Genomic DNA, 25,087 nt, shown 5'->3' with positions numbered 1-25,087 from the left:
TCGGAGCTGGGAAACCGTCTACAGCGCCGCCAGGGCTGCTCGCCAGGCTGCCTGGTCGCGGCGTTCGCCGGGACCCAGTTCCTCGGCGAGGACGATGGTTCCGCCGCGGTCGATGATGAAGGTGCCACGGTTGGCGAAGCCGCCGGCGGTGTGGAAGACCTGGTACGCCTGGGCCACGCCCCCGTGTGGCCAGTAGTCGGCCAGGATCGGGAAGTCGAAGCCCTTCTCCGTGGCCCACACCTTGTGGGCGTAGGTGGAGTCGACGCTGACGGCCAGCACTTGGACGTGGTCGTTCTGGTATTCGTCCAGGTGTTCCGCGACCTCGGTGAGTTCGCCCTGGCAGGTGCCGGTGAACGTGAACGGGTAAAAGATCAGCAGCACCGCCTTGCGTCCGGCGAAGTCGTGCAGGCTGATCTCCTGGTTGTTCTGGTCCTTGAGGGTGAAGTCCGGCGCCTGTTCACCCACCGCCAGCGGCATCTACTTCTTCTTCGCGGCTCGCGGTGCGACCAGTCGGGCCCCGGTCCAGTCCTTGCCCGCGTTCAGCGTGGACGTCTGCTGAAGTCCGGCAGCCGGGGCGGATTCGGTCACGTCGCTCGGCTCGACGTGCCCGTCGCGACCCGCCTTCGGGGTCAGCAACCAGACCACGCCACCGTCAGCGAGGGGGTTCAGGGCGTCGGTGAGCAGCTCGAACAGATCACCATCACCGTCGCGGTACCACAGCAGCACCGCGTCGACGACCTCGTCGGTGTCCTCATCGACCAAATCACCAACGCGTTCGGTCAGGGCGTCACGTAGGGATTCGTCGACATCGTCGTCGTATCCCATCTCCATGACCACCATGTCCGGCTCGAGGCCGAACCGGTCCGCCAGGCTGCGTACGCCGTCGGCCTGACCAGCGGTCGCGCTCACTGTCTAATTCCTCCTATACGGTTCTGTCTTGACTGGGGGTCAGTCCACACACTTGCAGGCCCGCGCGCAAGTGGCGCACCGAGTGTGTGGCAATTTACCGTGCCAGCAGGGCGTGGGCACCCTGTGTGATGGCATCTTCACCGACCAGGACGTACGAGGCTGCCGGACCGAGCGGGATCAGGGAATCGGCCGAAGCGATGAGCCTGGCCGATCCGACGAATCCGCCGTCCACCAGGGCGGCCAGAATGCCTTCGCCGACGCCGCCGGTGCGCCGGGTCTCGTCGACGATCAGGACGCGTCCGGTGGCCGCCGCCTCGCGCCGGAGGTCGGCCGTGGGCAGCGGGGACAGCCAGCGCAGGTCGACCACGCGGGAGCCGTACCCCTCGTCGGCCAGCTTGGCCGCCACCCGCAGCGACATCCGCAGGCCGTTGCCGTAGGTGACGATGGTCAGGGCGTCGGCCGACCCGACCGGGTAGGTGCGGGCGCGGCCGACCGGGACGTGCTCGTCGTTCCATCGGCCGGGCTCGGTGTACGGCGCCAGCCACTCGTTGTCGCCCGGTTCGTACAGGTCACGGGTGTGGTAGAGGGCGATCGGCTCGAGCATGACGCACACGCTGCCGTCGACCGCGGCGGACGCCACGCAGGAGCGCAGCATGGCCGCCGCGTCGCCGGGCCGGGCCGGCACGGCCACCACCAGGCCGGGCACGTCACGCAGCACGGCGACCGCGTTGTCGTTGTGGAAGTGGCCGCCGAAGCCGGGCTGGTAGGCGAGCCCGGCCACCCGGACCACCATCGGGTTCCGGTAGGCGCCCTGTGAGAAGTACGACAGCGTGGCCGCCTCGCCGCGCAGCTGGTCCTCGGCGTTGTGCAGGTAGGCCAGGTATTGGATCTCGGGGATCGGCAGCCGCTCGCCCAGCCCGGGCCCGCGCAGCCCGCCGCCGAGCGCCAGCCCGAGGATGCTGGTCTCGTCGAGCAGCGTGTCGAAGACCCGGTCGGAGCCGAACCGGTCGCGCAGGTTCTTGGTGACCCCGTAGACGCCACCCTTCCGGGCGACGTCCTCGCCGAAGATCTCGGCGCCCGGCTGGCCGAGCATGGTGTCGGTGAGCGCGGCGTTGATGGTCTGCGCCAGGGTGAGCGGGCCGTTCTGCTCGGGCGGTTTACCGCCGAAGACCCGGGAGCGTTCCTTGGCGGCGATGCCGGTGGCCCGGACCGCGGCGTCGGCGATGTGGCGTGCGGCGCGCAGCGGCCGGCGCGGGGCGAGAGGGGCGATCACGTCGGCGGCGCCGGACAGCTTGGGTTCGCCGATGACGTCTTCGGCGACCTTGCGGACCTGCCAGCCGATCTCGTCGTACCGGGAGATCAGGTCGTCGGGTTTGCTCTGGCCGGCCTCGACGAGCAGTTCGGCCGTGCGGACCAGCGGGTCGCGGCTCAGGTCGGCGGCGATCTCGTCGGCCGAGCGGTAGGCCACCTCGGCGTCCGCCCCGGCGTGACCCATCAGCCGCACCATCGAGAGATGAAGAACGGCGGGGGTACGCGTGGAGCGCACGAACTCGGCGGCGGAGGAGGTCGCATCGAAGACGGCGGCCAGATCGCACCCGTCGGCCGTGAAGTAGCGGATCCCGGGCCGGGTGGACAGCACGGAGCCGACCCAGCCGGACGGCGACGGCACGCTGATGCCCCAGCCGTTGTCCTCGCACACGAACAGCAGCGGCAGCGGCACGGACGTGTGCCCGAAGTATCCGGCCGTGTTCAGCGCCGCCACGGCCGAGGCGTGGTTGACCGAGGCGTCGCCGAAGGAGGCGACGACCAGGCCGTCGTCGGCGGTGACACGGGCCAGGCCGACGGCCCGGGGCAGGTGGGAGGCGATCGTCGAGGTGGTCGGGATGATGTTCAGGTCGGCGCGCCCGAACACCTTGTGGCGCCCGCCGGCGATGGGTTCGAGCGAGGAGGCGACGACGCCGCGCAGCACATCCCGGGCGGCCGTGATCAGGGCGTCGGCCGACGATGAGGCGGCGCCGGCCCGGGCCAGGAAGAAGCCGGCCGAGCGGTAGTGGAGCAAGGCCGGGTCGGACGGGCGCAGGGCGGCGGCCAGCGCCGCGTTGCCCTCGTGTCCGGAGGAGCCGATCGTGTAGAAGCCCTCGTTGAAGCTGCGCAGCCAGCGGGCCGCGAGGTCGAGGTGGCGGCTGGTGAGCTGGGCGTCGAAGAGCAGTTGAGCCTGGGCTCCGGTGAGCGCGGAGCCGTCCCGGACGGGTTCGTCGGGCGAGCGTCGCTCGGCGGGCGGCTCCAACGCGGACACCGCGTCCCGGAATCGCTCGTCGAGGTTCTGCGGGGTGGTCACGGGTCCATCGTTGCCGACCCATGCGAGACGCGCCAACGCTGTGGACAGTCACCGACACCCGGAGTAGCTTCAAGGTTCAGAACATTCTGAACCTTGAGGAACTTACGTGACCGAACTGACCCCCGAACGTCGGTACGCCGAAGATGCCGGGCTCGTCCTGACCAGCATGGGCATGCCCCAGGCGTACGGGAAGCTGATGGGCTGGCTCCTGATCTGCGAACCGGCGGCACAGAGCGGCGCCGAGATCACCGCGGCGCTCGGGCTGTCCAAGGGTTCGGTGAGCGGCGGCCTTCGCATGCTCGAGACGGCCGGGCTGGTGCACCGGGTCGCGATGCCGGGCCGCCGGGGGACCTTCTTCCGGATGGCGCCGGACGCGCTCATGCGGGCCGCCGGGTCGGAGAAGTTCACGCAGTTCCGTGAGCTGATGGACCGCGGGCTCGACGTGGTCGGCGGCCGCGACGCGCCGGGGGCGGAACGGCTGCGCGAGACCCGCGACTTCTACGCGTTCATCGAGGTCGAGCTGCCCAAGCTGATCGAGCGCTACCACCGGGAACGGGGAGAGACATGACGGCCATCAGCACGCGCGGTCTGGTGAAGACCTACGGCCGCGGTCGCCGCGGCCTCGCCGGGCTCGATCTCCAGGTCGAGAGCGGTGAGGTGTACGGCTACCTGGGCCCCAACGGCGCCGGCAAGTCGACCACGATCCGGATCCTGCTCGACCTGATCCGGCCGACCGGCGGCGAGGTCAGCGTGCTGGGCCTCGACCCGCGGCGGGACGGCGTCGAGCTGCGCCGGCGGATCGGTTACCTGGCCGGGGACTTCGTCGTGGCCGGACGACAGACGGGACGCCAGCTCCTGGCGTACCTCAGCGGTCTGCGTGGCGGCCGGGGCCGCGACCGGTTCGCCCAGCTGGCCCACCGTCTCGACCTCGATCTGGATCGGCCGATCCGCGGCCTGTCCAAGGGCAACCGGCAGAAGGTCGGGCTGGTCCAGGCCTTCATGCACGAGCCCGAGCTGCTGGTGCTGGACGAGCCGACCAGCGGGCTCGACCCGTTCCTCCAGCAGGAGTTCGTCCACCTGGTCCGGGAGGCGACGGCGCGCGGCGCGACGGTCTTCATGTCGTCGCACGTGATGAGCGAGGTGCAACAGACCGCCGACCGGGTCGGCATCATCCGGGACGGCCGGCTGATCACCGTGGAGAGTGTCCACTCGCTGCGGGAACACGCTGTGCGCAGCGTCACGCTCACGCTGGCCGGCCCGGCGCCGGCGGACGAGTTCCAGGGGCTGCCCGGCTTCACCGACGTCACGGTGACCGGCGCGACCGTGCGCGGCCGGCTCGCCGGGCACACCGACGAGCTGGTCAAGGCGGCGGCCCGGCACACCGTGGTCGATCTCCTCTGCGAGGAGCCCGACCTGGACGAGATCTTCTTCCACTTCTACGGGGATCAGCATGTTGCTGCTTAGAGCGCTCTGGGAGAACCGACGATCGCTGCCGGGTTGGACGGTGGCCATCGCCGGCGTCGGTCTGATGTACGCCGCTTTCTGGCCTTCCATGCGTACGCCGGAGATGTCCAAGGCCCTGGCCGCCTACCCGCAGGACATGCTGGCCGCGTTCAACATGAGCGACCTGACGTCGGCGGCGGGCTACCTGGGCAGCACGGTCTACGGGCTGATGGCGCCGCTGCTGATCGCGGTGTTCGCGATCACGTGGGGCGCCCGCGCGGTGGCCGGTGACGAGGGCGAGGGCACGCTCGACCTGATCCTGGCCCATCCGGTGGGCCGGCTCACCCTGGCCCTGCAGCGGTTCGCCGCGCTGCTGGCCGGCCTGGTCGTGGTCGGCGCGGCGCTGCTCGCGGCGATGCTGGCGGTGCGCGGCGCGGCCCAGCTCGGCGACGTGCCGGTCGGTGGGCTGGTGGCGATGAACCTGCAGCTGGTGCTCCTCGGCGCGTGCCTGGGCGCGGTGGCGTTCGCGGCCGGGGCGGCGACCGGCAGCCGCGCGGTCGCCCTCGGCGCCGGCGCGGTCGTGGCGGTGGTCGGATACCTGGCCAACAGCGTCATGCCGATGGTCGACGGCCTGTCCTGGACCCGGAACGGGTCGATCTTCCACTGGTATCTCGGCGGGTCGCCGATGCTGGACGGTCTCCAGCCGGGCGCGGCGGCGCTGGCCGCGACCGCGGTGCTGCTGGTGCTCGCCGGGAGCTTCGTCTTCACCCGGCGTGACATCGGCTGATTCGGCTGCGACGCCTCCGGGTGTGATGCTGCACTCGTCGTGTGATCCTGCGTACGTTCTCGCTGAGCGTGCTGTGCCTCTCAATGTCCGGTGTGGCCTTCCTCGTGATCGACCTGTACTTCTAGGTGATGCGTTCCGAGGTGATCACCATCCGCACCGGCGACCGGCCGGTGGTCCGCGACATCACGAGCGAGGCCGCCGACTTCGTGCGTTCGCTCGGTGACGGGCTGCTCCACGTCTTCGTGCCACACGCCACGGCCGGGCTGGCGATCATCGAGACCGGCGCCGGGTCGGACGACGACCTGCTCACGGCCATCGACGACCTGCTGCCGGCCGAGGACAAGTGGCGGCACCGGCACGGGTCGCGGGGGCACGGGCGCGACCATGTGCTGCCGGCCTGGATCCCGCCGTACGCGACGCTGCCGGTGCTCGGCGGGCAGATCGCGTTCGGCACGTGGCAGTCGCTGTGCCTGGTCGACCCCAACGGGGACAATCAGACCCGCCAGGTACGTTTCAGTTTCCTGAACGGTTAGTTACCCGCGGGTACGACGGTCGGCGTGACGCTTGGGACCGCCAAGGGGCAGGATGGAGACAACACCGCGTGGCGCACACAATGCGGCGCGCGGCCGACACACGACAAGAGGACTGCCTGTGGCTACGGAGCGCAAGCGCCCGGTGATCAGCGACGGCCTGCCGAGCCAGCTTCCGGACATCGACCCCGAGGAAACGAACGAGTGGGTCGAGTCGCTGGACGGGGTCATCGACGAACGTGGCGCCAAACGAGCCCGTTACGTGATGCTGCGCCTGCTCGAACGGGCGCGCGAGCGGCAGGTCGGCGTGCCGCCGCTGACCTCGACCGACTACATCAACACGATCCCGCCCGAGCAGGAACCCTGGTTCCCGGGTGACGAGTTCGTCGAGCGGCGCATCCGGGCGTTCATCCGGTGGAACGCGGCGATGCTGGTCCACCGCGCGCAGCGTCCCGAGATCGGTGTCGGCGGTCACATCTCGACGTACGCCTCGTCGGCCTCGCTCTACGAGGTGGGCATGAACCACTTCTTCCGGGGCAAGGACCACCCGGGCGGCGGCGACCACATCTTCTTCCAGGGCCACGCCTCCCCCGGCATGTACGCGCGGGCGTTCCTCGAGGGCCGGCTGAGCGAGAACCAGCTCGACGGCTTCCGGCAGGAGCTGTCGCACTCGGGTGGCGGCCTGCCGTCGTACCCGCACCCCCGGCTGATGCCGAACTTCTGGGAGTTCCCGACGGTCAGCATGGGCCTCGGCCCGCTGAACGCGATCTACCAGGCCCGGTTCAACCGCTACCTGCAGAACCGCGGCATCAAGGACACCAGCCAGCAGCATGTCTGGGCGTTCCTCGGCGACGGCGAGATGGACGAGGTCGAGTCGCTCGGCGCGATCGGCCTGGCCGCCCGCGAAGAGCTCGACAACCTCACCTTCGTGATCAACTGCAACCTGCAGCGGCTGGACGGCCCGGTCCGCGGCAACGGCAAGGTGATCCAGGAGCTCGAGTCGTTCTTCCGCGGCGCCGGCTGGAACGTGATCAAGGTCGTCTGGGGCCGGGAGTGGGACCCGCTGCTCGCCGCGGACACCGACGGCGCGCTGGTCAACCTGATGAACGTGACGCCGGACGGCGACTACCAGACCTACAAGGGCGAGTCCGGCGCGTACGTGCGGGAGAACTTCTTCGGCCGTGACCCGCGCACGCTGAAGCTGGTCGAGGGACTCAACGACGACCAGATCTGGCAGCTCAAGCGGGGCGGCCACGACTACAAGAAGCTGTACGCGGCGTACAAGGCGGCCACCGAGCACACCGGCCAGCCGACCGTGATCCTGGCCAAGACCATCAAGGGCTGGACGCTGGGCTCCCACTTCGAGGCCCGCAACGCCACGCACCAGATGAAGAAGCTGACCCTGGACGACCTCAAGCAGTTCCGGGACCGGCTCTACCTGGACATCCCCGACTCGAAGCTGGAGGAGAACCCGTACCTCCCGCCGTACTTCCACCCGGGTGAGAACTCCGACGAGATGCAATACCTGCAGCAGCGCCGCAAGGAGCTGGGCGGGTTCCTGCCGTCGCGCCGCACCACCACGATCCCGCTGAACATCCCGTCGTCGGACCGGTTCGGCGACGTCAAGCGCGGCTCGGGCAAGCAGAAGGTGGCCACCACGATGGCCTTCGTCCGCCTGCTCAAGGACATCATGAAGGACAAGGAGTTCGGCGCCCGCTGGGTGCCGATCATCCCGGACGAGGCCCGTACGTTCGGCATGGACTCGTTGTTCCCGACCCGCAAGATCTACTCGCCGCACGGCCAGACCTACACCTCGGTGGACCGGGAGCTGTTCCTGTCCTACAAGGAGGCCACGAACGGCCAGATCCTGCACGAGGGCATCAACGAGGCCGGCTCCACGGCCAGCTTCATCGCCGCCGGCACGGCCTACGCCACGCACGGCGTCCCGATGATCCCGCTGTACATCTTCTACTCGATGTTCGGCTTCCAGCGGACCGCGGACGAGCTGTGGGCGGCGGCCGACCAGATGACCCGCGGCTTCCTGCTGGGCGCGACCGCCGGGCGGACCACGCTGAACGGCGAGGGCCTCCAGCACGAGGACGGGCACTCGCTGCTGATCGCGGCGACCAACCCGGCCGTGGTGGCCTACGACCCGGCGTACGCGTTCGAGATCGCGCACATCGTCGAGAACGGCCTGCACCGGATGTACGGCGAGAAGCAGGAGAACATCTTCTACTACCTCACCATCTACAACGAGCCGATCGTGCAGCCGGCCGAGCCCGCCGATGTGGACGCGGACGGCATCCTCCGGGGCATCTACAAGTACTCCCCGGCCTCCGACGCGACCGGCGCCCGGGCCAACATCCTGGCCTCCGGCAGCGCCATGGGCTGGGCCCTCAAGGCCCAGCACCTGCTCGCCCAGGACTGGGGCGTCGCGGCCGACGTCTGGTCGGTGACCTCCTGGACCGAGCTGCGACGGGACGCGATCGAGGTCGAGGAACACAACCTCATGCACCCGGGCGACCAGCCGCGGAAGCCGTACATCCAGCAGAAGCTGGAGAGTTCCGAGGGCCCGGTGGTGGCGGTCAGCGACTTCATGCGGGCGGTGCCCGACCTGATCAGCCGCTGGGTGCCGGGCGACTACACCTCGCTGGGCACCGACGGCTTCGGCATGAGCGACACCCGGCACGCGCTGCGCCGGCACTTCCACGTCGACGCCGAGTCGGTCACCGTGGCCACGCTGCGCCAGCTCGCGATGCGCGGCAAGGTCCCGTCGCACGTCCCGGCCGAGGCGGCCCAGAAGTACGCGATCGACGACGTGACCGCGGCGCCGGTCGGCGAGACCGGCGGCGACAGCTAGTTCCACTCCGCTGAGCGCGGGTTCCCGAATTCCGGGAGCCCGCGCTCAGTTGTTTTTCGGGTGCGCCGAATAGCCGGATATGGCCCAGATCCGACACAAGATCCTCGCTCTCGGGCTCGGCGGGGTGCTCGGCACCGCCGGGGTGCTGTTCGCGGTGGGCGCCTGGCAGAGCGACACGTTCGCGGACGACACCGAGGCCCAGGTCGGCCGGCTCACCTCGGAGGACCTGACCCGCAGCACCGAGGAATCGTCGCGCCTGGTCGCCACGGTCGGTGACGAGATCCAGAACCGGGTTCAACGGCAGATGGGTACGGTGACGAAGCTGCTCGCCGAACGCGGCGGCGCCACGTTCGGCGGCGAGACCGTCACCTGGACCGCCACCAACCAGGTCAGCCAGGCCAAAAGCACGGTCCGGCTGCCCCGGATGACGATCGGCGGCCAGTGGCTGGGCCAGAACACCAGCCTGCGACGGAAGACCCCGTTCGTGGACGACGTGACCTCGCTGGTGGGCGGGACGGTGACCGTCTTCCAGCGGATGAACGACGCCGGCGACCTGCTGCGGGTGGGCACCAACGTGCGGGCCAAGAGCGGGGCGCGGGCGATCGGCACCTACATCCCGACCACCGGGGCGGACGGCGCCCCGAACGCGGTGGCGGCGGCGATCAAGGCGGGCAAGTCGTACCGCGGCGTGGCCATGGTCGTGGACACCTGGTACATCACCGCTTACGACCCGCTCAAGGACGCCTCCGGCCGGGTGATCGGCGCGCTGTACTTCGGCGTGCCACAGGCCGAGGCGCTGAAGAACCTGACCGCGGCGATCAGCGCCAGCGAGATCCGGGAGAACGGCTGGGTCAGCGTCTACAGCACGGGCAAGGCCGACGCCGGCCGGCTGATCGCCTCCAGCCTGGACGACACCGCCGGACGGACCGGCCTGGACGCGGTCGACGCGGCCGGCACACGCTACGTCGAGCGGATCGTCGCCGAGGCGCCGAAGCTGGCCGCCGGAGCCACCTGGCAGGCCACGTTCGAGCTGCCCGGCGCGGCCGGGGCGCCGGCCGGTGACACCACGACCACGGTCGCGTTCTACGCGCCATACTCGTGGGCGATCACGGTCGGCGGTTACGACGCCGACACCACGGGCGCGGTGGACGCGGTGCGCGACGGCCGCCGGACCATGCTGCTCGTCTTCCTGGTCGCGGCGCTGCTGCTGGCCGTGGTGGGCGGAGCGGTGGCCGCCGTGCAGTCCAGCCGGATCGCCGGGCGGCTCCGGGACCTCACCGGCGCCCTGGACCGGCTGGCCCGCCGCGACCTGACCGTCACCCTGGCCGGTGGCGCAACCGACGAGATCGGGCGGGCCGGCGCGGCGCTGAACAGCGCGGTGACCGAGCTGCGCGAGGTGATGGTCGAGGTGAACGGCGCGTCCGCGGACGTCTCCCGGGCGGCCGGCGAGGTCAAGTCCACCGGCGCCGACCTGACCACCTCGGCCGAGACCGCCTCGGGGCGCGCGGGCCGGGTGGCCGGGTCGGCCGAGAGCGTGTCGCACGCGGTGCAGACGGTGGCCTCGGGCGCCGAGGAGATGGGCGCGTCGATCGGCGAGATCTCCAGCAACGCCCAGGAGGCGGCGAAGGCGGGCCGGGACGGCGTCGAGCTCACCGCCACCGCGTCCGGGGTGATCGAGGAGCTGCGCGGCTCGACCACCAAGATCGCGGACGTGGTGCGGCTGATCGCCAGCATCGCCGAGCAGACCAACCTGCTGGCGCTGAACGCGACCATCGAGGCGGCCCGGGCCGGGGACCTGGGCAAGGGCTTCGCGGTCGTCGCCGGTGAGGTCAAGGATCTCGCCCAGGAGACCGCCAAGGCCACCGAGGACGTGACCACCCGGGTCACCGCGATCGAGGGCGACACCGCCCGGGTGGTGACCGCGATCGACCGCATCACCGCCGCGATCGGGCAGGTCAACGACTTCCAGACGGCGATCGCGGCGGCGGTCGAGGAGCAGGCCGCGACCACCGCCGAGATGACCCGCAACATCAACGAGGTGGCCGGCGGCAGCATGGAGATCGCCACCGGCATCGGCGAGGTGAGCTCGGCCGTGGAGAGCACCCGAACCGTCGTTGCGGTGTCGCACCAGGCCGCGACCGAGCTCGACGACACCGCCCGGCGGCTATCCGGCCTGGTCGCCCGGTTCACCGTCTGACCGGGCCCGGACCCGGTCCAGGTGGGCGTCGAGCCGGTCGAAGCTGATGTCCCAGAACTGGCGGTAGTCGTCGACCCAGTCGGCGGCCGGGCGCAGCGACGCCGCCTCGAGCCGGCACGGCCGCCACTGCGCCTCGCGCCCGCGGGAGATCAGGCCGGCCCGCTCGAGCACCTTGAGGTGCTTGGAGACGGCCGGCAGCGACAGCTCGAACGGCTCGGCCAGCTCGTTGACCGTGGCCTGGCCGTGGGCGAGGCGGGCCAGGATCGCCCGGCGGGTCGGGTCGGCGAGCGCGGCGAAGACCACGCTCAGAGGATCCGTCGCCACGCCGGTGTTCGCTAGGCCGGAACGTAGGTCAGGACGGCCACACCGGTCTTGGTGGTCCAGGAGTTCGCCAGCGACAGGGCGACCTTGGTGCCGTCGTCCCACAGCTTGCGGCCGGCGCCGACCACGACCGGGAAGACCATGATCCGGTATTCGTCGACCAGGTTGTGCTTGGTCAGGTGGTTGAGCAGGTTGCCGCTGCCGTTGACGATGATGTTGTCGTGCTGTTCCTTGAGGCCGCGCACCGCCTCGGCGACGTCACCCTCGATGAACGCCGCGTTCCACTCGGGCTCGGTGAGCGTGGTGGTGGCGACCTGCTTGGGCATGGCATTGAACTTGCGGCCGAACTCGCCGGTCTCGGCCTCCATCGCCGGCCAGGCCTCCTTGAAGCCCTCGTAGGTGACCCGGCCGAGCAGCTGGATGTCGGCGGTCATGGTGTTCTGGAACTGCCAGTCCTGCAGCTCGTCGTTGAAGTAGGGCCCGCTCCAGGACGGCTCTTCGAAGACGCCGTCAAGAGTCACGTACTCCACCGCGTAGATCTTGCCCATCCTCAGCTCACCCCTCGTGCTTCACCTCTTGGTTAATTAGCTGGATGGTAAATTACGCATCCGGACCGCGTGGCGTCAAGCGACACTGGACGGGGTTTGTCCGGACGTCTAATCTCCGAGAAACTTTCAGCTTTCCCAAGGGGTGCAGATGGCGGTCGCGGCGCTCGCCGAGCCGGTCGTGCCGGTCCGGCGGACCTGGGTCGGGCTGCTCTTCGCGGCCAACCTCGGCCTCTTCACGGCCAGCTTCACCCCGGTGCAGATCCTCCTGCCGCTCCAGATCGCCGCGCTCGGCATCAGCGGCAAGGAGGCGGCGCTGGGCCTGGTCACCGGCCTGGCCGCGGTGTGCAGCATCCTCGCCGCGCCGCTGGCCGGCATGCTCTCCGACCGCACCCGCCCGAGGCTGTTCGGCCGGACCTTCGGCCGGCGACACGTGTGGACGCTGGGCGGCTGCCTGACCGCGGCGCTGGCGCTGGCCTGGCTCGGCCAGGCGCCCGACCTGGTCACCGTCGCGGTCGGCTGGTGCGTGGCCCAGGTCGGGCTGAACGCGATGCAGGCCTCGCTGAGCGCCGCGGTGCCCGACCGGGTGCCGGTGGCCCAGCGCGGGTTCGTGTCCGGGTGGGTCGGCATGCCGCAGGCGCTCGGGCTGGTGATCGGCGCCGTACTCGTCACCGCGGTCTTCGCCGGCGTACCCACCGGATATACCGTTCTCGCGGTCGTGCTGGTCGCGCTCGGCGTGCCGTTCGCGCTGGCCACACCGGACGATCCGATCGAGCGGACCCAGGTCGTGCGGGCCACCTGGCGGATCAGCCTGCGTGAGCACCCAGACTTCGCGTGGGCCTGGGGCACCCGGTTCCTGGTGCTGCTCGGCAACGCGCTCGGCACGCTCTACCTGCTCTATTTCCTGACCGACCGGGTCAAGCTGGCCGACCCGGAGACCGGGCTGCTGATCCTGATCATGCTCTACACGGTCGGGATGGTGCTCACGGCGGTGTTCTTCGGCCGGATGTCCGACCGCACCGGCCGGCGCAAGATCTTCGTGATCTGGTCCGGCGTGGTGATGGCGGTGGCGGCGCTGATCCTGGCGCTCCGGCCGACCTGGCCCGCCGCCATCGTCGCGGCGCTGGTGCTGGGCCTGGGCTTCGGCATCTACCTGGCGGTGGACACCGCGCTGATCACCCAGGTCCTCCCCGCGGCCAACGACCGCGCGAAGGACCTGGGCGTGATCAACATCGCGTCGTCCGCCCCGCAGGTGCTGGGGCCGGCGATCTCCGCCCCCCTGGTCACCCACCTGGGCGGATACCCGACGCTGTTCGGGGTCACCGCGGCCGTGATGCTGCTGGGCAGCGTCCTGGTCACGCGGATCAGATCGGTGCCGTGAGGCCGGTCCCGGCCGTTCTCGGGGCAGGCGTCAGGCCGGCAGGGTCCAGCGCTGGTTGGCGCCGGCGAAGCAGTCCCAGATCTGCAGGCGGGTGCCGTTGGCCGAGGCGTTGCCACTGGCGTCCAGGCACTTGCCGCTGCCGGCGTTGACCAGCGTCCCGTTCGACTGCGCCGACCAGCTCTGCGCGCCGGTGCCGTTGCAGTCGTAGATCTGGACCAGGCTGCCGTTGGCCGTGCCCGCGGCGTTGACGTCCAGGCACTTGCCCAGCCCGCGGATGGTGCCGTCGGCGCCGATGGTCCACTGCTGGGCGTTCGAGGAGTTGCAGTCGTAGAGCTGCACCGCGGTGCCGTTGGCGCTGCTCGCCGCGTTGATGTCCACGCACTTGCCGGCGATGCCGGTGATCTGACCCGTACGCCCGCTCGGCGGCGGCGTCGTGCCCCCGCCCGTCGCGGTCTCGTAGATCGCGCTGACCAGCGACGTCGAGCCGGTGGTGTCCTGCGACAGCTCCCAGTTCATGATGCCGCCGGCGTTGGCCATGGCCCAGGTGGTCTTGCGGCGGATGGTCGGCAGGCCGTTGTAGCACTCGCCGGCCGAGGTGCAGTCCCGGTTGGCGTTCGCCGGGTCCCGCGCGACCAGGGCGCTGTACGCGACGTAGTCGACGCTGCCGCCCCGGCTGTAGAACGGCACGCCGAGCACGGTCTTGGCCTTGGGCAGGCCGCGGCCCTTCCAGAAGTTCGCCGCCGCGATCGACCAGTCGTAGTTGGCGTGCGGGCTGCCGCCGTCGTACGCCATGATGTTCAGCCAGTCCACGACGCCGAACACGGCCGGCTGGACGAAGTTGGCGGTGCCGCCCTCGCTGACCACGGCCGCGGTGAGCAGCTTGCCCTCGGCGTGCAGGGCGTTGCCGAGCTGGGTCATCAGGGCGGTGTAGTTGGTGCTCTCGGCGCTGGAGTCGGGGTACTCCCAGTCGATGTCGATGCCGTCGAGGCCGTAGGTGCGCACCGCGCTCATCACGGCGTTCACGAACGTCGTACGGGTGCCGGAGCCGGCCGCGAGCGCCTCGAAGTTGTTGTCGTTGCCGTCGTTCCAGCCGCCGATCGCCAGCGAGACCTTGGTGTTGTTCTGGTGTCCGAGCGTGACCAGCTGCTGGAGCTTGCCGGTGTTCTCGATCGGCTGGAGCGACCCGTTGGCGTTGGGCAGCGCGAACGCGTAGTTGATGTGGGTCAGCTTGGCGTACTGGATGGCGGTGACGCTGCCGGCCCAGGACGGCATGTAGCCGACGCTCTTGAAGCCGTTGGGGAGGACGGCGGCCTGGGACGGGCTCTGGAGGGTGAAGGCGGCGGTGGTTCCGGCCACGAGCACCGCGGCGGAGGCGGCCAGGGCTCGAAGTCTGCGCTTCATGGGGATGGCCCTTCACTGACGGAGGTGAATGTTCGGGGCCTGAATATTAAGAAGGTTTACTAATATTCGTCAATACATGACGTGATGGAAGCCCGGTGACAACCGGGTCGACGAGCGCCGTAGGCTTGTCGGGTGACTGTGCGCGTACGCTTCGCCCCTTCTCCGACCGGAATGTTCCACGTCGGCGGCGCCCGCTCGGCGCTGCAGAACTGGATCTTCGCCAAGCAGCACAACGGCGTGTTCGTGCTGCGTGTCGAGGACACCGACGCCAGCCGGAACCGTCCGGAATGGACCGAGGGCATCCTCGCGGCGATGGACTGGATCGGCATCGAGCGCGGCGCCTACGAGGGGCCGTACTACCAGTCGTCCTACGCGGCCGAGCACACCGCCGCGGCCACCCGGCTCTACGGCGAGGGCCGCGCGTACTACTGCGACTGCACCCGTGAGGCCGTCGCCCTGCGCGCCACCGGCAAGACGCCCGGCTACGACGGTTTCTGCCGCGACCGCGGGCTCCCCCCGGGCGAGAAGACAGCCCTTCGCTTCCGTACGCCGGACCAGGGCGAGACCGTGATCAACGACCTGGTCCGGGGCGAGCCGACGTTCAAGAACGAGCTGCTCGAAGACTTCGTCATCGCCCGCAGCGACGGCAGCGCGGTGTTCCTGCTGGCCAATGTGGTCGACGACATCACCATGGGCATCACCCACGTGATCCGCGGCGAGGAACACCTGCCCAACACGCCCAAGCAGCAGCTGCTCTGGGACGCGCTCGGCGTCAAGCCCCCGGTCTGGGGACATGTGCCGGTGATCGTCAACGAGAAGCGCCAGAAGCTCTCCAAGCGGCGCGACAAGGTGGCGCTGGAGGCGTACCGCGACGAGGGCTACCTCGCCGCGACCATGCGCAACTACCTGATGCTGCTCGGCTGGGCCCCGTCCGGCGACCGCGAGATCGTGCCGTGGTCCGAGATCGAGGCGGAGTACCGCATCGACGAGATCAGCCACGCGCCGGCGTTCTTCGACGTCAAGAAGCTGCGCGCGTTCAACGGCGACTACATCCGGGCGCTGACCGCCTCGGAGTTCGCGTCGGTCTGCGCGCCCTGGCTCAACGGCACCGACACGATCCCGGCCCCGCCCTGGGCGCCGGCCTCGTTCGACATCTCGGTCTTCATGGCGGTGGCGCCGCTGGCCCAGACCCGCATTGCCGTTTTGTCGGAAATCGTGGAGTATGTGGATTTCTTCTTCCTCGACGAGCCCACGATCGACGAGGCTTCCTGGGCCAAGGCCATGAAAGACGGCGCAGCGGACATTTTGGACGCTACGGCCGCCGCGTTCTCGGAACTTCCGGAGTGGTCGGCGGAGCCGCTCAAGGAGGCGCTCGAGGCGGTCGGCGTCGCACGCGGGCTCAAGCTGGGCAAAACGCAGGCGCCGGTCCGGGTGGCGATCACCGGGCGGTCCGTCGGGCTGCCGCTCTTCGAGTCGCTCGAGGTGCTCGGCCGCGACCGTACGCTCGCCCGGATCGCCGCCGCCCGCGGCCGTCTCTGATCCCGTTGTCCGAACCGTTATCCGAGCTGGGGCAACCTCCGGCCGGCGGGTGACGTCATAGAGATGTGGCCGTCCGCTGGCCGGGTGACCGGCCCCCCATCGGGTTGCCGGTTACGTATACCATTCGCCTGCCGATCATCGGCAGGCATCGGCCGGTCGGCGGATCCCAGATAGCTCCAAATCGTCCCTTCGTCAGATGCGGCGAGCCGAGTTTCCGGGAAGTCTGTCTACGACGGGGCGTGGCACGGGTCGGCGGGGAGGCCGGGATGGTTCGAGGGGTGATCACCCGATTCGTGTCGGCGGCCTGCGCGCTCGCCGTCGCTTTCGCGATGATCGTCGGGTTGGCGCCGGGCATCGCTCAGGCGGCCCCCAAGGCGCCGAAGCCCAACGCGGTGATCATCACCGGTCCGAAGATCGAGAAGATCACCATCTACAGCGCCAAACAGAGCGAGCTCTTCCAGCTCCTGCTCAGCGAGGTCAGCTGGATGTCCACGGCGACGCCGCAGACCACCGCCCCCACGGCCAAGAACCTCGGCGTCAAGTACGTCGTCGTCGTCGCGGCGGCCGGCAAGCAGCAGCAGATCTACGACCTCTACCCGCTGGCCGTCGGCGGCCCCCGCGCCCACCGCGCCGCCAAGCAGCCCAGCGGCAAGACCGTCGACGGCTGGTTCTACGGCCGGCTGACCATGTCGGAATCCCTCCGCTACGCCGGCGTCCCGCTCGAGAAGCGCAGCGACGTCATGAACGGCGGCATCGGCGGCGGGTTCACCGAGCGGTCGACGGCCGAAGAGGTCAACCCGGTCGACACGGTCAACGACGCGCTCACCCAGCTGCGCCAGCTGTTCCTGCTCAACGGCGCGGTCCTGATCGTGATCCTCTTCGGCCTGGCCGGCATCGCGTTCCTCATCCGCCGCAAGGTCTAGCGGGCTTTAGGAACCGGAACTTTCAGCACCGGGCAGGCGGCGTCCGGTCCGGTGCAGTCCTCGTTCGGGTCAAAAGCCGACATGACGCGTACGTCCACCGCGACGCCGGCCACCTGCGCGGCGCTGAGCGGCGGACGCCCGTCGGCCCGCCGGCCCGTGCCGCGTTCGCCGGTGGCCATCACCGCGATCACCCGCCCGTCCGACACCCGCCGGGCGATCGCCTCGTGCACCTGCCAGTCCACATCCCGGTCGTCGCTGTAGCGGGCGTACTCCATGCCACCGTCACCCATCGGCCGGGCGCAGGCCTCCCGATCGTTCCGGAGCGGAAAACAGAGCCCGTCCGGCGCCGCGTAGACGGCCACCTCGACCAGCCCGCGAGGCCGCCCCGTGGTGGCGTGGGCCACCGCGTACTGCCGCCAGCCCGGCCCCGCCCCCGGCTCCCGAGGCACCGCCTTGAGCCCGTTGTCCCGAAGAACCGGCTGAAGCGCGACCAGCAGCGGATCCACCACCGGCGCCGGCCCCACCACCGGCGTGGCCTGCCGACGCATCTGATAGGGCGTCGGAATGGCCGCCGTGGCCAGCGCATACCCGAAGCCGGCCACCACCGCCGCCGAAACCATCCCCGCCGCGACAATCTTCCGAACCCGCCGCCGCCGCATCTTCTCGGCCCGCCGATAGACCGCCGCGACCCCGTCCCCAACCGGCGGCTCCCCCACCAGAACCCCGGCCAGCAGCCCACCCCGCCCCGCATCCACCCCGCCGCCGGCTTCCCCGGCCTCCCCCCGCCCCGCGCCCGCTACCGCCCCACCACGGCCCGCACCCTCAGCCGCCGCGACCTCGACACCGGCTTCACCCGCCTCGCGGTCCGGGGCCCGCAACGACCCACCGCCGGCTCCCGCCGCGTCGACCTCAGAACCGGCGTCATCTGCCTCATCGCGGCCAGCAGTCCCCACGGCGGCTTCAGCGGCCTGCTCGCGGAGGTCATCGGTCGCGCGCTCAGCGATCCCGTCGTGCGTCCCTTTCTGGTCCCCCGCTGCGGAGGCGTTCCTCAAGGTGGCTCCGTCCGCAACGTGCGCGAGATCATCCAGGCGCACCCCGTTCTGGGCGGGCGTAGCCGCCTTGCCGTTCTGGGTGGCGTCGCCGGCCAAGCCAGAGGAAGGTGCGACCGAAGCGGGCGACGCGGCCGGTGCGGAAGGTGCCGCCGACGCGGGGGTCGTCGCGCGTTTGGGCGCCGCCCTCTTGGGGGCGGGGGTCATGGCGGCCTCGACGTCGCGGGCGGCCGTCGACCTAGCGCGGGAGGATTCGGCCGCGGCGGCCTCCGGGCTTCCTAGGTCGATCTCGGTGGTTGACCCGCGCTTGGCGTCGTCGTGGTCGGGAGCTGTGGTCATGCCGGGACCGCCTCGGGGTTGAGCAGGTCTTGCAGGGCGGCCAGGCCGGCCGCCTCGTAGGCTTCGACGCGCTCGTCGGGCAGGTCGAGGATGTCGGCGGTCTCGTCGACGGTGAAGCTGTCCCACTGGCGCAGGACGATCACGGCGCGGCAGCGTGGTGACAGTTTGTGCAGGGCGGCCAGGACGAGGACGGCCCGGATCGGGTCGGTGTCGCCGGTCGTGGCGTCGGGGCTGGCGACGAACAGGTGTTCGCGGCGCGGGGCCTTGCGCTGAAAGGCGGCCATCACGTCGGCGTACACGTACGCGTCGGGGTCTTCCACCGCGCTCCGGGCGCTGTCGCTCACGAACCGGGCCAGCGCCGCCTGGGTGACCTCCTCGGCCAGGCCCCAGTCCCCGCACATCAGGAAGGCGGACCTGCGCAGGTCCCGGTAGCGGTCGGCCACGAAGTCGTGCAGCCCCTCGTCGTTGTCGCCTGCCATCTCACGCCCCCGCGTCGCGTACCTTTTGCACCCATTTATAGGCCGCCGCAGGCAAGATCAACGCAGAACCGTGCTCACCGCCCCCGAACGGCGACCTCCACCAGCCGCACCAGGTCGTCGAGGTCGGCGTCGTACTCACCCTCGCCGGGCCGGCCGGGCAGCCCGCCGGTGACCTCGCCGGTCGCGTAGCCCAGCAGGAACGCGCAGATCATCCGGGCCAGGCGCGGCTCGTCGTCGGGGCCGGCGCCGGCGTCGTGCAGCACCCCGCGCAGCGCGGCGGTCAGCCAGGAGGCGGAGGCCCCGGCCGCGGACCGGTTCAGCAGCAGGGGGAACGCGCCGGGATGCGCGTGGGCGAGCGCGCGGACCGCCCGCCCCAGGGCGCGGAGCCGCTGCCGCCAGTCGGCGTCGCCGGGTCCGGCGCAGACCGCGCCGAGCTCGAGGTGGAGAAGGTCGACCAGGCCGTCGAGAAGGGCGTCCTTACCCCCGACGTACGGGTAGAGCGCCATCGACGTGAGCCCGACCCGCTGAGCCACCGCGCGCATCGACATGGCGCCCAGTCCCTGCTCGTCCACGAGCGCGAGCGCCTGGTCGAGAATCAGCCGCCGCTTGTCATCCACGCCGTAACGGTTGTCGCCCCGCCCTCCCGCGCGTATCGGACGCGCCGCACACGGCCGCGTGTCCACCCGACCGGGCGACCCGGGGTCAGCTCAGCACCAGCGGCCGGGCGGGCGGCCACGGCCGGCCGCGCGACGGCGGGGACGCACCGCGCCGTGCAGGTGAGCACCGGCCCAGCCGCGCAGGCGGGTGCGGCAGCCATCGCGACCGGGGGTGTCCTTCTCGTCGCCGGCCGCGGGCACAGCGGCCGGCTGCGGCGCGAGCTCGGCTTCCCCGGCCTCGGCGGGCTCAGGTTCGACGCACAGCGGGCCGTCTTCGCGGTCGCTCATGTGGCCTCCTCTCCTCGCCGGTTGCCCGGTTCCATCGGCACGTTCGTGGTGGTCATGAAGCCGCCGGCCTGTGATTCAGGACGACACTGTGCCAGCTCACCGACCGCAGCCACGGCACAGACTCACTGCAATAACGGTCAAATAGTGCAAAAGTTCCCTCAGGGCTCAGCCGTCTCGCGCAACCGCCGACCATCCTTGCTCGCTCACTCCATGGTCACCAAATACAACTACTCTCCGTAAGCAACGAGGCGGAGCCGCCGGAGACGTGGAGATGCATGCTGCCTCGGTCCACTACCCGCTGGCAACCCTCGAACGTCTGAATCGCCCCGCACCGACCAGCTCAACCGCTATGCCCCGGTCGGTCTCGGGCACCTGACGCGAGAGGGTGCCATCCCACAACCTGGCACGGTCACCATCACGGTAAGTAGCCATATGGTCATGGAGATCGCAGAGAGCGGATCTTCAAGGCGAAGTACGAAAGCGCACATCGCGCGAAACGCCGCAGAACGGCGCGTCCACTAGCCGACGGCCGCGGCCCTCCGAGCCGCCCGGGCGTGGAGGCGGGCGACCAGGTTGGCAAGGGCCGGGACCACCGCGGCCGCCAGCAGGAAACCGCCCAGAACCTGGGAGGGGTAGTGGGCCAGGAGAACGACTCTGGTCAGCCCGATCACCAGGGCGAAGGCGATCGCGAGCGTCCAGACGACAGCGCGGCGGGAGCGATGGGCGTGGTGGCCGGTCACCGAAGGACGGTGGCCGGGCGAAACCGACGAGCCGCCAGACAAAAACGGCGAGACGCCAGGCGAGACGCCCGGCAGGGCGCCGGGCAGGGCGGCAGGCGAGAAGCCGGGCGGGGCCAGCAGCAGGATGGCGACGAGGGCGGCCGCCGCGGCGTTCGCGGTGTGGCCGCTGGGGAAGCCGTACGAGGCGACCTGCACGAAGCCGTCCGGCGGGCGAGCGTGCGGCAGCAGCAGGTGGAACAGGGACCACAGGATCGGGATCAACGCCGTCACCGACCACACCAGGTGGCCGGCGGCGTGCTTTCGGCGTACCCGGAGGATTGCACCGAGGGTGAGGCCCGCCACCAGGAAGGGAATCGTCTCGGCCGCGTCCGTCAGGATGGTGACCGTGTCGATCAGGGCGGGATGGGCGGCGCCGAAGGCCCGGAACGCGTCGGCCCCCGCGCGGTCGACGGCACGGAGCCAGCCGGCCAGCACGGCGACCGTCAGCAGGACGTAGAGGATCGCGGCGGTGGCCGGCACCGAGGGGCGCACGCGGGGGATCATCCCGATGATCGTGACATGCGGGCGACGGAGGGCTGGGCGCCGGCGCGTGCGACGCTGAACGCATGAACGCCAAGCCGCCGCTCGCGGCCACCCTGCGCCGGATCGAGCGGCATGCGGGGAAGCTGGCCAGCGCGGCGGTGGCGAAGATGGACGAGACGCTGCCGTGGTTCCGGGCGCTGCCGGCCGACCAGCGGGCGTGGGTCATGCTCGTGGCCCAGGCCGGCGTGCGGTCGCTGGTGGAGTGGTTGCGGTCGGGCGGGACGATCGGTGGCGACTCGCAGGAGATCTCCGACGAGGTGTTCGCGGCGGCGCCCCGGGCGCTGGCCCGGTCGATCACGCTCACACAGACCGTGGCGCTGATCAAGGTCACCATCGACGTGGCCGAGGCCGAGGTGAACGCGCTGGCCGCGGCCGGTGAGGAGGAGGCGCTCAACTCGGCCATCCTCAAGTTCTCGCGGGAGATCGCGTTCTCGGCGGCGCGGGTCTACGCGCGGGCGGCCGAGTCGCGGGGCGCCTGGGACGCGCGGCTGCAGGCCCTGCTGATGGACGCGCTCCTGCGGGGCGACACGCCCGACTCGGTGGCCAGCCGGGCGTCGGCGCTGGGCTGGACCGACAAGCCGCCGGTGTCGGTGGTGGTCGGCAAGTCCCCGGGTGGCGACATCACCGCGGTGATGCACGGCGTCTACCGGGCCGCGAGGCGGGCGCGGGTCGAGGTCATCTGCGGCGTGCACGGTGAGCGGCTGGTCGTCGTCGTGGGGGGTACGGACGACCCGAAGCTGACCGCGAGCCAGTTGCGGGCCTCCTTCGGCGACGGTCCGATCGTGGTCGGCCCGGCCGTGCCGTCGCTGGACCAGGCGTCCGAGTCGGCGAGGGCGGCGCTGGCGGGCTACCGGGCGGCGCCGGCCTGGCCGGGGGCGCCGACCCCGGTGGCGGCCGACGACCTGCTGCCCGAGCGGGCCCTGGCCGGTGACCTCGAAGCGCGGCGGATGCTGCGGCACGACGCCTTTGGTGTGCTGGTCAAGGCCGGTGGCGGCCTGCTCGATACGCTGGACGCGTTCTTCGCCGCCGGTGGGGTGCTGGAGAGCACGGCCCGGGAGCTGTACGTGCACCCGAACACCGTCCGCTACCGGCTGAAGCGGGTGGCCGAGCTGACCGGACTGTCCCCGCTGGACGCCCGGGAGGCGTTCGCGCTGCGGATGGCGCTGAGCCTGGGCCGGTTGGATCCCGGAGCGTAAAAGGCGACGCGAATCACTGCCCACGTTGAGGAAACGTTCAGGCGACAAATCACCTTTTCACCGGCGAGTCCACCCAGCCTTTGTAGGATTCCTCCAACGCCGGTCGTAGGGTTTCGTGCATTGCAGCAGCCGCGCAACGCACCGAGATCCGGGAGAGTCAGATCGTGCTCGCCGTCCTCTCCCCCGGTCAAGGCTCCCAGAAGCCTGGCTTCCTCGCTCCCTGGCTCGCGCTCCCCGGCGCTGAGGCCCGCCTCCGCTGGTGGTCCGCGCTGGCCGGGGTCGACCTGATCCAGCTGGGCACCGAGGCCGGCGCCGACGAGATCAAGGACACCGCGCGTACGCAGCCCCTGCTGGTCGCGGCCGCGATGCTGGCCGCCGAGCACCTTCCGATGTACGACGTCGGCCTGGTCGCCGGGCACAGCGTCGGTGAGCTCGGCGCCGCCGCGCTGGCCGAGGTGATCCCGCCGGAGACCGCGATCACGCTGGCCGGCGTCCGGGGCCGCGAGATGGCCGCCGCCTGCGCGCTCGAGCCGACCGGCATGAGCGCGGTGCTCGGCGGCGACGCCGACGCGGTGGTGGCCGCCATCGAGGAGGCCAAGCTCTACCCGGCCAACCGCAACGGCGCCGGCCAGATCGTCGCCGCCGGCGCCCTCGACGCGCTGGCCACCCTGACCGTGGACGGCGCCCGGGTCCGCGCCCTGCCGGTGGCGGGCGCGTTCCACACGCCGTACATGCGTCCGGCCGAGGAGGCGCTGGCCGCGATCGCCGGCGGGATCACCACCTCCGCCCCGGCCCGGATCCTGCTCTCCAACTTCGACGGCACCGCGGTCGCCCACGGCCGCGAGATGCTCCAGCGCCTGGTCCGCCAGGTCACCGCGCCGGTCCGCTGGGACCTGTGCATGCGGACGCTGCGCGACCTGGGCGTGACCGCGATCATCGAGCTGCCACCGGCCGGCACCCTGGCCGGTCTGGTCAAGCGGGAGCTCAAGGGCGACGACGCCCCCGAGATCCTGACCCTGAACACCCCCGACGACCTGCCCGCCGCCCGCGATCTGATCGCCCGGCACGGCATGGCGCCCAGCCTCGAGCCGACCCCGCTGTTCCGGGTCGTGGTCGCGGCCGGCGCCGGCCTGTTCCACCCCGCCGACGACCTGACCGAAGGCCAGCCGGTGTCCACCGGCCAGGTCATCGGTCAGGTCATCACCCGCCAGGGCGGCGTCGACGTGGCCGCACACGCACCCGGCGTCCTCACCGAGTGGCTGGCTCACGACGACGACCCGGTCGCGCCCGGCCAGCCGCTGGCGCGCATCGGCGGGCCGCAGTGACGGCCCGTCCCGCGAACGAAGGAGCTGCCCGATGAACGCTGGTTCCCGCATCGTCGCGATGGGCCATTACCAACCGTCCCGCGTCGTCACCAACCACGACCTGGCCAAGATCGTCGACACCAACGACGCGTGGATCCGCGACCGGGTCGGCATCGCCGAGCGCCGCCTCGCGGTCAACGAGACGGTCGCCGACATGGCCACCTTCGCGGCCGAGAAGGCGCTGGCCGGCTCCGGCCTGACCGCGGCCGACATCGACATGGTCGCGGTGGCCACCTGCACCTCGGTCGACCGCTGCCCGAACGTCGCCACCCGGGTCGCGTCCCGGCTGGGCATCCCGGCGCCGGCCGCCTTCGACCTGAACACCGCCTGCTCCGGCTTCTCCTACGCGCTCGGCACCGCCGACCACGCGATCCGGGCCGGCGCCGCGCGCAACGCGATCGTGATCGGCGCCGAGAAGCTCTCCGACGTCACCGACTGGACCGACCGCTCGACCGCGGTGCTCTTCGGCGACGCCGCCGGGGCGGCCGTGGTGACCGCGGTGCCCGAGGGCGAGGAGCCGGGCATCGGCCCGGTGCTCTGGGGCTCGGCGCCGGACAAGGGCGACGTGCTGCGGATCGAGGGCTGGCGGCCGTACATCGAGCAGGAGGGCCAGATCGTCTTCCGCTGGGCCACCACCGCGCTCGCGCCGTTCGCGATGGAGGCCTGCGAGCGGGCCGGCGTCAAGCCCAGCGACCTGGCCGCCTTCGTCCCCCACCAGGCGAACACCCGCATCATCGACGGCATCGTGAAGCGGCTGGGGCTCGGCCCTGAGGTCGTGGTCGCGAAGGACCTGGTCGAGTCCGGCAACACCTCCGCGGCGAGCGTGCCGCTGGCCCTGTCCAAGCTGGTCGAGCGCCGTGAGGTGCCGTCCGGCGCCCCGGTGCTGCTGTTCGGCTTCGGCGGCGGCCTCACCTACGCCGGACAGGTCATCCGCTGTCCGTAGCGATATCCCCACCGATGGAAGGAAACAACTGACGATGGCAACCCGCGCTGAGATCACCTCCGGCCTCGCCGAGATCCTCGAGGAGGTCGCCGGCGTGAACCCGGACGACGTCGCCGAGGAGAAGTCCTTCACCGATGACCTGGACGTCGACTCGCTCTCCATGGTGGAGGTCGTGGTCGCCGCCGAGGAGAAGTTCGGTGTGAAGATCCCCGACAACGAGGTCCAGAACCTGAAGACCGTCGGCGACGCCGTTTCGTTCATCGAGGCGAACCACTGA

At 70.8% G+C, this 25,087-nt stretch carries 24 protein-coding genes; 13 read left to right on the top strand and 11 right to left on the bottom strand.

Annotation, left to right across the window (positions count from 1 at the left end):
• Nucleotides 1-18: 18 nt before the first annotated feature.
• The 3 genes from AB0O15_RS21525 to AB0O15_RS21515 all read right to left on the bottom strand — a co-directional run bounded on the left by AB0O15_RS21525 (nucleotide 19) and on the right by AB0O15_RS21515 (nucleotide 3,196).
• Nucleotides 19-477: a peroxiredoxin gene (locus tag AB0O15_RS21525; protein ID WP_364321060.1), complete on the bottom strand. Its 459-nt coding sequence runs from the start codon at nucleotides 475-477 to the stop codon at nucleotides 19-21.
• Nucleotides 478-909, bottom strand: coding sequence for a DUF3052 domain-containing protein (locus AB0O15_RS21520; protein ID WP_364321057.1), 432 nt, complete (start codon nucleotides 907-909; stop codon nucleotides 478-480).
• A 94-nt stretch (nucleotides 910-1,003) separates the two neighbouring features.
• Nucleotides 1,004-3,196: a thiamine pyrophosphate-dependent enzyme gene (locus tag AB0O15_RS21515; RefSeq protein WP_364321301.1), complete on the bottom strand. Its 2,193-nt coding sequence runs from the start codon at nucleotides 3,194-3,196 to the stop codon at nucleotides 1,004-1,006.
• Between the two features lie 166 nt (nucleotides 3,197-3,362).
• Between AB0O15_RS21515 and AB0O15_RS21510 the strand changes: the two genes are divergently transcribed.
• From AB0O15_RS21510 to AB0O15_RS21485, 6 genes are all read left to right on the top strand, one after another.
• Nucleotides 3,363-3,815 carry a MarR family transcriptional regulator gene (locus AB0O15_RS21510; protein WP_364321298.1) on the top strand — a complete coding sequence of 151 codons (453 nt, stop codon included), beginning with the start codon at nucleotides 3,363-3,365 and terminating at the stop codon, nucleotides 3,813-3,815.
• On the top strand, nucleotides 3,812-4,711 hold the full coding sequence (locus tag AB0O15_RS21505) for an ABC transporter ATP-binding protein (RefSeq protein ID WP_364321054.1): 900 nt from the start codon (nucleotides 3,812-3,814) through the stop codon (nucleotides 4,709-4,711). The genes AB0O15_RS21510 and AB0O15_RS21505 overlap by 4 nt, the downstream gene beginning before the upstream one ends.
• Nucleotides 4,698-5,477, top strand: coding sequence for an ABC transporter permease subunit (locus tag AB0O15_RS21500; protein ID WP_364321051.1), 780 nt, complete (start codon nucleotides 4,698-4,700; stop codon nucleotides 5,475-5,477). The genes AB0O15_RS21505 and AB0O15_RS21500 overlap by 14 nt, the downstream gene beginning before the upstream one ends.
• Nucleotides 5,478-5,605: 128 nt before the next feature.
• A complete protein-coding gene (locus tag AB0O15_RS21495) occupies nucleotides 5,606-6,010 on the top strand; it encodes a YjbQ family protein (RefSeq protein WP_364321048.1) in 405 nt (134 codons plus the stop codon).
• Between the two features lie 118 nt (nucleotides 6,011-6,128).
• The gene (gene aceE / locus AB0O15_RS21490) at nucleotides 6,129-8,867 is read left to right on the top strand and encodes a pyruvate dehydrogenase (acetyl-transferring), homodimeric type (RefSeq protein WP_364321045.1); all 2,739 of its coding nucleotides are present in this window, start codon (nucleotides 6,129-6,131) and stop codon (nucleotides 8,865-8,867) included.
• 79 nt (nucleotides 8,868-8,946) lie between these two features.
• Nucleotides 8,947-11,064, top strand: a complete 2,118-nt coding sequence (locus AB0O15_RS21485; protein WP_364321042.1) for a methyl-accepting chemotaxis protein — start codon at nucleotides 8,947-8,949, stop codon at nucleotides 11,062-11,064.
• Here the strand turns inward: AB0O15_RS21485 and AB0O15_RS21480 are convergent.
• The gene (locus AB0O15_RS21480; protein ID WP_364321039.1) at nucleotides 11,032-11,388 is read right to left on the bottom strand and encodes a metalloregulator ArsR/SmtB family transcription factor; all 357 of its coding nucleotides are present in this window, start codon (nucleotides 11,386-11,388) and stop codon (nucleotides 11,032-11,034) included. The genes AB0O15_RS21485 and AB0O15_RS21480 overlap by 33 nt on opposite strands.
• An 11-nt stretch (nucleotides 11,389-11,399) precedes the next feature.
• Nucleotides 11,400-11,933, bottom strand: coding sequence for a dihydrofolate reductase family protein (locus AB0O15_RS21475; RefSeq protein WP_364321037.1), 534 nt, complete (start codon nucleotides 11,931-11,933; stop codon nucleotides 11,400-11,402).
• A gap of 148 nt (nucleotides 11,934-12,081) precedes the next feature.
• Here AB0O15_RS21475 and AB0O15_RS21470 point away from each other — a divergent pair, with 148 nt between their 5' ends.
• On the top strand, nucleotides 12,082-13,311 hold the full coding sequence (locus AB0O15_RS21470) for an MFS transporter (protein WP_364321034.1): 1,230 nt from the start codon (nucleotides 12,082-12,084) through the stop codon (nucleotides 13,309-13,311).
• A gap of 30 nt (nucleotides 13,312-13,341) precedes the next feature.
• Here AB0O15_RS21470 and AB0O15_RS21465 read toward each other — a convergent pair whose 3' ends face one another.
• Nucleotides 13,342-14,712: a glycosyl hydrolase family 18 protein gene (locus AB0O15_RS21465; protein WP_364321031.1), complete on the bottom strand. Its 1,371-nt coding sequence runs from the start codon at nucleotides 14,710-14,712 to the stop codon at nucleotides 13,342-13,344.
• Nucleotides 14,713-14,844: 132 nt separating this feature from the next.
• On the opposite strand from AB0O15_RS21465, the gene gltX reads away from it, so the two are divergent.
• Both gltX and AB0O15_RS21455 read left to right on the top strand, forming a co-directional pair.
• A complete protein-coding gene (gltX, locus tag AB0O15_RS21460) occupies nucleotides 14,845-16,251 on the top strand; it encodes a glutamate--tRNA ligase (protein ID WP_364321029.1) in 1,407 nt (468 codons plus the stop codon).
• Nucleotides 16,252-16,529: 278 nt separating this feature from the next.
• Nucleotides 16,530-17,174 (top strand): hypothetical protein, encoded by a 645-nt coding sequence (locus AB0O15_RS21455; protein ID WP_364321026.1) that lies wholly within the window; start codon nucleotides 16,530-16,532, stop codon nucleotides 17,172-17,174.
• On the opposite strand, the gene AB0O15_RS21450 is transcribed toward AB0O15_RS21455, so the two are convergent.
• The 5 genes from AB0O15_RS21450 to AB0O15_RS21430 all read right to left on the bottom strand — a co-directional run bounded on the left by AB0O15_RS21450 (nucleotide 17,171) and on the right by AB0O15_RS21430 (nucleotide 21,268).
• The gene (locus tag AB0O15_RS21450) at nucleotides 17,171-18,322 is read right to left on the bottom strand and encodes a hypothetical protein (protein WP_364321023.1); all 1,152 of its coding nucleotides are present in this window, start codon (nucleotides 18,320-18,322) and stop codon (nucleotides 17,171-17,173) included. The two genes, AB0O15_RS21455 and AB0O15_RS21450, sit on opposite strands and share 4 nt — an antisense overlap.
• Before the next feature lie 236 nt (nucleotides 18,323-18,558).
• Entirely contained in the window at nucleotides 18,559-19,041 is a 483-nt protein-coding gene (locus tag AB0O15_RS21445) for a sigma factor-like helix-turn-helix DNA-binding protein (RefSeq protein ID WP_364321020.1), read from the bottom strand.
• A gap of 74 nt (nucleotides 19,042-19,115) precedes the next feature.
• On the bottom strand, nucleotides 19,116-19,658 hold the full coding sequence (locus AB0O15_RS21440; RefSeq protein ID WP_364321017.1) for a TetR/AcrR family transcriptional regulator: 543 nt from the start codon (nucleotides 19,656-19,658) through the stop codon (nucleotides 19,116-19,118).
• Between the two features lie 90 nt (nucleotides 19,659-19,748).
• Complete coding sequence (locus tag AB0O15_RS21435; protein WP_364321014.1) at nucleotides 19,749-19,985, bottom strand: hypothetical protein; 237 nt, start codon at nucleotides 19,983-19,985, stop codon at nucleotides 19,749-19,751.
• Nucleotides 19,986-20,503: 518 nt separating this feature from the next.
• A complete protein-coding gene (locus AB0O15_RS21430) occupies nucleotides 20,504-21,268 on the bottom strand; it encodes a phosphatase PAP2 family protein (protein ID WP_364321011.1) in 765 nt (254 codons plus the stop codon).
• A 62-nt stretch (nucleotides 21,269-21,330) separates the two neighbouring features.
• Between AB0O15_RS21430 and AB0O15_RS21425 the strand changes: the two genes are divergently transcribed.
• From AB0O15_RS21425 to AB0O15_RS21410, 4 genes are all read left to right on the top strand, one after another.
• The gene (locus AB0O15_RS21425; RefSeq protein WP_364321008.1) at nucleotides 21,331-22,503 is read left to right on the top strand and encodes a helix-turn-helix domain-containing protein; all 1,173 of its coding nucleotides are present in this window, start codon (nucleotides 21,331-21,333) and stop codon (nucleotides 22,501-22,503) included.
• 164 nt (nucleotides 22,504-22,667) lie between these two features.
• Nucleotides 22,668-23,828, top strand: a complete 1,161-nt coding sequence (locus tag AB0O15_RS21420) for an acyltransferase domain-containing protein (protein WP_364321005.1) — start codon at nucleotides 22,668-22,670, stop codon at nucleotides 23,826-23,828.
• 31 nt (nucleotides 23,829-23,859) lie between these two features.
• Nucleotides 23,860-24,810 (top strand): beta-ketoacyl-ACP synthase III, encoded by a 951-nt coding sequence (locus AB0O15_RS21415; RefSeq protein ID WP_364321002.1) that lies wholly within the window; start codon nucleotides 23,860-23,862, stop codon nucleotides 24,808-24,810.
• Nucleotides 24,811-24,844: 34 nt separating this feature from the next.
• Entirely contained in the window at nucleotides 24,845-25,087 is a 243-nt protein-coding gene (locus tag AB0O15_RS21410) for an acyl carrier protein (protein ID WP_023359558.1), read from the top strand.

This window comes from Actinoplanes sp. NPDC089786 (assembly GCF_040684855.1).
Taxonomy (GTDB): Bacteria; Actinomycetota; Actinomycetes; order Mycobacteriales; family Micromonosporaceae; genus Actinoplanes.
Note: the sequence above shows the minus strand (reverse complement) of the source record. Positions and strands in the feature narration are given on the sequence as shown.